We start from the raw sequence: 7116 nt of genomic DNA on the forward strand, positions 1-7116 counted from the left end.
GAAGAAGACGGTTCGCTCTGGCACATCCGCTACCCGCTGGCCGAGGGCGCGGAGTCCCTGGTCGTGGCCACCACCCGCCCCGAAACCCTGCTGGGCGACACGGCCGTGATGGTTCACCCCGAGGACGAGCGCTACAAGCACCTCATCGGCCAGCAGGTCAAGCTGCCCGTTACCGGCCGCCTGGTGCCGGTGATTGCCGACGAGTATGTGGACAAGGACTTCGGCACCGGCGTGGTCAAGGTCACGCCCGCGCACGACACCAATGACTACCAGGTGGGCCAGCGCCATGGCCTGCCCATGCTGACCATCTTCGATCTGGAGGCCAAGGTCAGCAATGCCGAGGTGGCAGAGATCCCGACCGAGTACGTCGGTCTGGACCGCTTCGTCGCGCGCAAGAAGATCGTGGCCCAGCTGGAGGCTGAAGGAGCCCTGGTCGAGGTCAAGAAGCACAAGCTGATGGTGCCGCGCTGCGCCCGCACCGGCCAGGTGATCGAGCCCATGCTGACCGACCAGTGGTTCGTGGCCATGAGCAAGGCCGGCGCCAATGGCAAGAGCATCGCCGAGGAGGCCATCGAGGCCGTGTCCTCGGGCGAGGTCAAGTTCGTGCCCGAGAACTGGGTCAACACCTACAACCAGTGGATGAAGAACATCCAGGACTGGTGCATCTCGCGCCAGCTGTGGTGGGGCCACCAGATCCCGGCCTGGTATGACGAGGACGGCAAGGTCTACGTCGCGCGCAATGAAGAGGAAGCCCAGGCCAAAGCGGACAAGGTTTCGCCGGGCAAGACCCTCAAGCGCGACGAGGACGTGCTGGACACCTGGTACTCCTCCGCCCTGGTGCCCTTCTCCACCCTGGGCTGGCCCGCCAAGACCCTGGAGCAGGACCTCTTCCTGCCCAGCTCGGTGCTGGTGACCGGCTACGACATCATCTTCTTCTGGGTCGCCCGGATGATCATGATGACCAAGCATTTCACCGGCCAAGTACCCTTCAAGTATGTGTACATCCACGGCCTGGTGCTGGATGCGCAGGGCAAGAAGATGAGCAAGTCCGAGGGCAATGTGCTGGACCCGGTGGACCTGATCGACGGCATCGAGCTCGCCCCCCTGCTGGACAAGCGCACCCAGGGTCTGCGCAAGCCCGAGACGGCGCCCAAGGTGCGCAAGGCGACAGAAAAGGAATTCCCCGAAGGCATTCCCGGCTATGGTGCGGACGCGCTGCGCTTCACCTTCGCCGCCATGGCCACCCTGGGCCGCTCGGTGAACTTCGACAGCAAGCGCTGCGAGGGCTATCGCAATTTCTGCAACAAGCTGTGGAACGCCACCCGCTTCGTGCTGATGAACACCGAGGGCCAGGACTGCGGCCTGGCCCATGAGCCGGGCCACTGCCCGCCGGGCTACAACCACTTCTCGCAGGCCGACCGCTGGATCTCCAGCGAGCTGCAGAAGGTGGAAGCCGCCGTGGCCCAGGGCTTTGCCGACTACCGCCTGGACAATGTGGCCAACGCCATCTACGACTTTGTCTGGAACGAGTACTGCGACTGGTACCTGGAAATCGCCAAGGTGCAGCTGCAGGTGGCCAAGGACGAGGGCCATGAGGCGGCCGCCCGCGGCACCCGCCGCACCCTGATCCGCGTGCTGGAAACCGTGCTTCGTCTGCTGCATCCGGTGGCCCCCTTCATCACCGAGGAGCTGTGGCAGACCGTGGCCCCGGTGGCCGGCCGCAAGACCAGCGACTATCTGGTCACCGCCGCCTACCCCGTGGCCCAGCCCGAGAAGATCGACCCGGTCGCCATCGCCTGGGTGGAGCAACTCAAGGCCGTGGTCAGCACCTGCCGCAGCCTGCGCAGCGAGATGGGCCTGAGCCCCTCGGACCGCGTGCCCCTGCTGGTCGGCGGCGATCTGAGCTTCATCCGCGAAGCCGCGGCCGCGCTCAAGGTGCTGGCCAAGCTGGAAAAGGTGGAACTGATCGAGGACGAGGCCGCCTTCACCGAGGCCAGCGCCATGTCGCCCGTGCTGGTGCACGGCGCGGCGCGCCTGGCGCTCAAGGTTGAGATCGATGTGGAGGCGGAGAAAGCCCGCCTGTCCAAGGAGATCGCCCGCCTGGAGGGCGAGGTGGCCAAGGCCACGGCCAAGCTGTCCAACGAGAGCTTTGTGGCCCGCGCACCGGCCGCCGTCGTGGAGCAGGAGCGTCAGCGCATTGCCGACTTCGGCAATACCGTGACGCGCTTGCGCGCACAGCTGAGCCAGTTGCTGGCCCGCTGAGGCCAGTCCTCATACGCTGCTTAGCGCCAGCGAGAAGAGGCCAAGGCGGGCTCGGGCAGATCGGCTGGATAGGTCGCCCGAAAGTCCGCCACGGCCGGTGGTGGCACGGTCAGCAGCTCGTCCATGCGGCGTGCCACACCCCAGGCAGCGCGCACCCGCGACTCACGTGTCGTGCTCGCCAGGCGCGGGGTGACCTGCACGCCCTCCAGGCCATGCAGGGGACGGCCAGGCTCCAGCAGCCCCGGTTCCAGACTGTCGAACCAGGCGGCCAGAACACGCCCGCTGCTCATGGCATCCGCCAGGGCCTGCTCATCAAACACAGCCGAGTGCGCAATGCTCACCAGCACCTGCCCCGGTTTGGCAAAGCCCAGTACGCGCTCGCCGATCAGGCCGCGGTAGCGCAGGAAATAGGCCAGTTGCACGCTAACCCCATCGCTCTGCTCCATGAGCTCGCGAAGGGGCAAGGGCTCGATGCCCCACTGTGCCCACAGGGGCTCGCTCTGGTGCAGGCTGGGGTCATAGCCCACCACCCGCGTGCCAAAAGCCGGCAGCAGCTGAGCCAGCATGCGTGCCGCCGGGCTCATGCCGATCAGGCCCACGGTGGCGCAGCCCAGCTCCCGGCCCACCAGCATGCCGTCGCTGCTGAGCACCGGCACCCGGCGCAGCAAGGCCAGCAAGGCGCCCACCACAAACTCGGCCTCGGCACTGGCCGTGGCGGTCAGGCTTCGAACAACCTCAACCCGCGCTGCACGGCAGGCATCGACATCGATGTTCTCGGGGCCGGCGCTCATGCGCGCCACCACCCGCAGCCGGGGCGCCTGACGCAGCAGCTGGCCATCCAGCGGTACATGGGGCGGCAGCACCAATCCCTGGACGTGGGCCAGTGCGGAGCGCAGAGCTTGCGGATTGCTCGCCAGCTCAGGGGCGTAATGCACGGCATGACGCTCCGCCAGCCACTGCACCACCTCCGCCTCCAGCGGCTCAACAATCAACAGGCTCATGCTTCACAGCCTTGCAATCCTTAAAAAAGACACTCTTGCACCATGACACAATGGCCGCGGTCAAACGAAGAGTGTACGGAAATGATGGTCAACAAAGCGATCTTCCCGGTAGCAGGCCTGGGCACCCGATTCCTGCCGGCCACCAAGGCCCAGCCCAAGGAAATGCTGCCGGTGGTGGACAAGCCGCTGATCCAGTACGCCGTCGAGGAAGCCTATGCCGCCGGCGTGCGCGAGATGATCTTTGTGACGGGCCGGCACAAGCGCCCGATCGAGGATCACTTTGACATGACCTTCGAGCTCGAGGTAGCCCTCGAACAGGCGGGTAAGCGCGAGTTGCTGGAGGTGGTTCGCAGCGTCAAGCCCGACGATATGGAGTGCATCTATGTGCGTCAGGCCCAAGCCCTGGGTCTGGGTCATGCCGTGCTCTGCGCCCAGCGCCTGGTGGGCAACGAGCCCTTTGCCGTGCTGCTGGCCGATGACCTGATGGTCGGTCCCCAAGGGGGTCAGGGCGTGCTCAAGCAGATGGTGGAGCAATTCAAGGAATGGCGCGCCTCCATCCTGGCGGTGCAGGAAGTGCCGGCCGAGCACACCAAGCGCTACGGCATCGTGGCCGGCAACGCCGTCAACGAGCAGCTCATGGATGTGAGCCGCATCGTCGAGAAGCCCGATCCCGAGGTGGCGCCCTCGCGCCTGGGCGTGGCCGGCCGCTACATCCTGACGCCGGGCGTCTTCCATGAGATTGCCAACCAGCCGCGCGGCGTGGGCGGCGAAATCCAGCTGACCGACGGCATTGCCGGCCTGCTGCGCCGCGAAAAGGTATTCGCCTACCGCTACGAGGGCAAGCGCTACGACTGCGGCAGCAAGGAAGGCTTTCTGCAGGCCAATGTGGAGCTGGCCCTCGCCCACCCGCAGCTGGGCCCGGGCTTCCGCGACTACCTGCAGAACCTGGAAATCTGAGGCCTTTGGCCTCCAGCACAAAGGCCACCCGAGGGTGGCCTTTTTCATGCTCCGGACGGGCGCGGGCTCAGCGGCGCTTGAGCACGTGGATGAACTCGTCGCCCTGGCTGCTCTGCTCCACCAGCTCATTGCCGGTCTGGCGGGCAAAGGCCTGGAAGTCGCGGGTGGAGCCGGGATCGGTGGCCAACACCTTGAGCAGCTGGCCACTTTCCATCTCGGCCAGCGCCTTCTTGGCCTTAAGGATGGGCAGCGGACAGTTCAGGCCGCGGGTGTCGAGTTCCTTGTGGATGTCCATGTTCATGCGTTCTCCAAGGCTGGCGATTCTAGGGATTGGGCGCCTCCGCCTCAGGCGGGAAACACCCCGGTGGACAGATAGCGGTCGCCGCGATCGCAGACCACGAAAACGATGGTGGCGTTCTCCACCTGACGTGCCAGCTGCAGGGCCACACAGCAGGCGCCCGCGGCCGAGATGCCGCCGAACAAACCTTCCTCGCGCGCCAGGCGGCGGGCCATGTCCTCGGCGTCGGACTGGCTCACATAGACCAGCTCATCCACAGCGGCCGGCTTGTAGATCTTGGGCAGATAGGCCTCGGGCCATTTGCGGATGCCCGGGATGCGGGAGCCTTCCGATGGCTGGGCCCCGACGATGCGGATCTCGGGGTTCTTTTCCTTGAGAAAGCGCGAGGTACCGGTGATGGTGCCGGTCGTGCCCATGGCGCTGACGAAGTGGGTGACGCGCCCGCCGGTATCGCGCCAGATCTCGGGACCGGTGGTCTCGTAGTGCACGCGCGGGTTGTCCTCGTTGGCAAACTGGTCCAGCACCCGGCCCTTGCCCTCGGCCTGCATCTTCTCGGCCAGGTCGCGGGCATATTCCATGCCGCCGGAGCGCGGGGTCAGGATGAGCTCGGCGCCAAAGGCCTTCATGGTCTGGGCCCGCTCGATGGAGAGATCCTCCGGCATGATCAGCACCATGCGGTAGCCCCGGATGGCTGCGGCCATCGCCAGGGCAATGCCGGTGTTGCCCGAGGTGGCTTCGATCAGGGTATCGCCCGGCTTGATGTCGCCCCGCTCCTCGGCGCGGCGGATCATGCTGATGGCGGGCCGGTCCTTCACCGAACCGGCGGGGTTGTTGCCCTCCAGCTTGGCCAGGATCACATTGCCGCGGGAGGCAAGCTCTGACCCCAGGCGCTGCAGGCGCACCAGGGGCGTGTTGCCGATCACATCCTCAAGGGTCGGGTAGGCTTTGCTGTTCATGCAGCGATTGTCGCAGCCCGCGCCGCTGATTGCATGGCATAATCTCAGGCTCTCGCATGCAGTGTGTCGAGCCGAGATGCCCGGGTGGCGAAATCGGTAGACGCAGGGGACTCAAAATCCCCCGCCGCAAGGTGTGCCGGTTCGAGTCCGGCCCCGGGCACCAAGTTTCTTGGGCTTGATCACTGCCGCCAGACAAGGCGCCCATGCGCCAGCCAACAAGCCCCGCTGGACGGGGCTTTTTTGCGTCCGCAACTCGCGCCCTTGCGCACCACGACACCCGTTCGTCAGGAAGGCCCTGCTTCAGCGCATACACTCAGCCGCTGAGCCGCGAGCCCTGCGGCCGCAACCATCTTCACGAAGCGCCCTGCCCCGCCATGCCCCATCTGCCTCCGGTGACCAAAGCCTTCATGCTGGCCTGCGTGGGCCTGTTCTGCGCTTTCATCCTGCTGCCGGGACTGGAACCCCTGTTCATGCTCTGGCCCCTGCAGAGTGGCCGCTTCATGCCCTGGCAGCCGCTGAGCTACGCCTTCCTGCATGGTGACATGCTGCACCTGTTCTTCAATATGCTGGGCCTGTGGATGTTCGGCTCGGAGCTAGAGCGGGTCTGGGGTACCAAGCGCTATCTGCAGATGCTGGCGGCCAGCATCCTGAGCGCGGCAGCGGTGCAGCTGATCTTCACCCTGCTGATCGGCGCCTACACGCCGACGGTGGGCGCCTCGGGCGCGATGTTCGGCCTGCTGCTGTCCTTCGGCATGCTGTTCCCGGACCGCATCATCATGCCCCTGTTCCCGCCCATTCCCATGAAGGCCAAGTACTTCGTAGCCATCTTCGGCGCGCTGGAACTGCTGATGGGTCTGACCGGCCGCAGCGGCATCGCCCACTTCGCCCATCTGGGCGGCATGCTGGGTGCCTATCTGCTGATCCGCTACTGGCGCAGCGCGCGCCGTCGCTAAAGCGCTGGAGCCGCCGCGGCGGGCTCAGGCCAGCAGGCCCTGCGCTGGCTGCGGATAGCGCAGCCGCAGGCGCAGCTCGGCTTTCAGCCTGCGGTTGTCGAGCCGGCGCGACTCGCTCCAGAAACTCAGCTGCAGCGGCGACATCTGTTCGACCGCCTGCGCGCGCGTGATGCGCGGCGGCGGGGGCAGCTCACAGAGCCGAGCCGCCAGCTCGAAGTACTCGCCCATCAGGAGCTCGCTGTCGTCATTGGCGTGCACCACGCGCTGTGGGCGGCCACGCCACAGCGCCGCCAGGCAGGCGCGCGCCAGATCGTCGGCATGCACATGGTTGGTGTAGACATCGTCCTCGGCCACCAGCACTGGCGTGCCGCGCAGCAGGCGCTCGCGCGGATGGCCGCCGGCGCGGTCGCCGGCATAGATGCCCGGCACGCGCAGGATGCTGACCCGGCAGCCGAAGTTCGCGCCAAACCAGCGCAGGCGCTGCTCGGCATCCACGCGCCGCGCGGCGCGGTCGGTGGCCGGCGCCACGGGTCGGGTCTCATCAAAGCGTGCCCCGCCCGCATCGCCATACACGCCGGGGGTACTGGCCTAGACCAAGGCGTGCGGGGCCCGCTCCAACGGCTGCGCGCCCCGGCGCGTGACCGGGGGCCGCAGGCCAGGGGGTATGCCCGGAGCACCGGCGGGTGTGG

At 66.7% G+C, this 7116-nt stretch carries 6 protein-coding genes, 1 tRNA gene and 1 pseudogene; 4 read left to right on the plus strand and 4 right to left on the minus strand.

Features of this window, described 5'->3' with window-relative positions:
• The coding region (locus ACK5F2_RS03465) for a valine--tRNA ligase (RefSeq protein WP_409862821.1) at nucleotides 1–2262 on the plus strand (2262 nt) is incomplete at its 5' end.
• Between the two features lie 20 nt (nucleotides 2263–2282).
• Here ACK5F2_RS03465 and ACK5F2_RS03470 read toward each other — a convergent pair.
• Entirely contained in the window at nucleotides 2283–3263 is a 981-nt protein-coding gene (locus ACK5F2_RS03470) for an NAD(P)-dependent oxidoreductase (RefSeq protein ID WP_409862822.1), read from the minus strand.
• An 81-nt stretch (nucleotides 3264–3344) separates the two neighbouring features.
• On the opposite strand from ACK5F2_RS03470, the gene galU reads away from it, so the two are divergent.
• Entirely contained in the window at nucleotides 3345–4220 is an 876-nt protein-coding gene (galU, locus tag ACK5F2_RS03475) for a UTP--glucose-1-phosphate uridylyltransferase GalU (protein WP_409862823.1), read from the plus strand.
• Between the two features lie 67 nt (nucleotides 4221–4287).
• On the opposite strand, the gene ACK5F2_RS03480 is transcribed toward galU, so the two are convergent.
• A complete protein-coding gene (locus ACK5F2_RS03480) occupies nucleotides 4288–4515 on the minus strand; it encodes a sulfurtransferase TusA family protein (RefSeq protein WP_409862827.1) in 228 nt (75 codons plus the stop codon).
• Nucleotides 4516–4565: 50 nt separating this feature from the next.
• Nucleotides 4566–5474, minus strand: coding sequence for a cysteine synthase CysM (gene cysM / locus ACK5F2_RS03485; RefSeq protein WP_409862825.1), 909 nt, complete (start codon nucleotides 5472–5474; stop codon nucleotides 4566–4568).
• Nucleotides 5475–5552: 78 nt separating this feature from the next.
• Between cysM and ACK5F2_RS03490 the strand changes: the two genes are divergently transcribed.
• Both ACK5F2_RS03490 and ACK5F2_RS03495 read left to right on the plus strand, forming a co-directional pair.
• Nucleotides 5553–5637: transfer RNA gene (locus ACK5F2_RS03490), tRNA-Leu, on the plus strand.
• 211 nt (nucleotides 5638–5848) lie between these two features.
• Entirely contained in the window at nucleotides 5849–6427 is a 579-nt protein-coding gene (locus ACK5F2_RS03495) for a rhomboid family intramembrane serine protease (protein ID WP_409862826.1), read from the plus strand.
• Nucleotides 6428–6451: 24 nt separating this feature from the next.
• On the opposite strand, the pseudogene ACK5F2_RS03500 reads toward ACK5F2_RS03495, so the two are convergent.
• Nucleotides 6452–7012: pseudogene (locus tag ACK5F2_RS03500) on the minus strand (SDR family NAD(P)-dependent oxidoreductase); the annotation flags it as partial.
• Nucleotides 7013–7116: the final 104 nt, after the last annotated feature.

Origin of the sequence: Roseateles sp. (genome assembly GCF_046300915.1) — a bacterium.
GTDB lineage: Bacteria > Pseudomonadota > Gammaproteobacteria > Burkholderiales > Burkholderiaceae_C > Kinneretia.

Bases quoted from the DNA above. Each gene is read 5' to 3' on its own strand.
- ACK5F2_RS03480 (WP_409862827.1), bottom strand. From the start codon at position 4,515: ATGGACATCCACAAGGAACTCGACACCCGCGGCCTGAACTGTCCGCTG.
- ACK5F2_RS03470 (WP_409862822.1), bottom strand. From the start codon at position 3,263: ATGAGCCTGTTGATTGTTGAGCCGCTGGAGGCGGAGGTGGTGCAGTGG.
- ACK5F2_RS03495 (WP_409862826.1), top strand. From the start codon at position 5,849: ATGCCCCATCTGCCTCCGGTGACCAAAGCCTTCATGCTGGCCTGCGTG.
- cysM (WP_409862825.1), bottom strand. From the start codon at position 5,474: ATGAACAGCAAAGCCTACCCGACCCTTGAGGATGTGATCGGCAACACG.
- galU (WP_409862823.1), top strand. From the start codon at position 3,345: ATGATGGTCAACAAAGCGATCTTCCCGGTAGCAGGCCTGGGCACCCGA.